Genomic DNA, 213 nt, shown 5'->3' with positions numbered 1-213 from the left:
GGGCACGCCGCACCGACTTTCGGCGAGGCCGGTCCCTGGGCACGCGCGATCACATTGTGACGTGGCCCAAACCCCGGCAGCGTCCCGACTGGATGACGCATGAGCAGTACCAGGCCTTCCCCGATGAGCTGATGGTGCGCGAGTCCAGGCTGCATCACCGGGTGCTGGTCACCACGATGCTTGATGCACGCAAGACCAGCAAACAGGACCTCT

General features: G+C 64.8%; 1 pseudogene. It reads left to right on the top strand.

Annotated features, from left to right (window positions below):
• Nucleotides 1-213, top strand: a pseudogene (locus F6X37_RS36310) (IS4 family transposase); the annotation flags it as partial.

It is taken from the genome of Paraburkholderia sp. 31.1 (assembly GCF_014397645.1).
In the GTDB taxonomy this organism is placed as follows: Bacteria; Pseudomonadota; Gammaproteobacteria; order Burkholderiales; family Burkholderiaceae; genus Paraburkholderia; species Paraburkholderia tuberum.
Note: the sequence above shows the minus strand (reverse complement) of the source record. Positions and strands in the feature narration are given on the sequence as shown.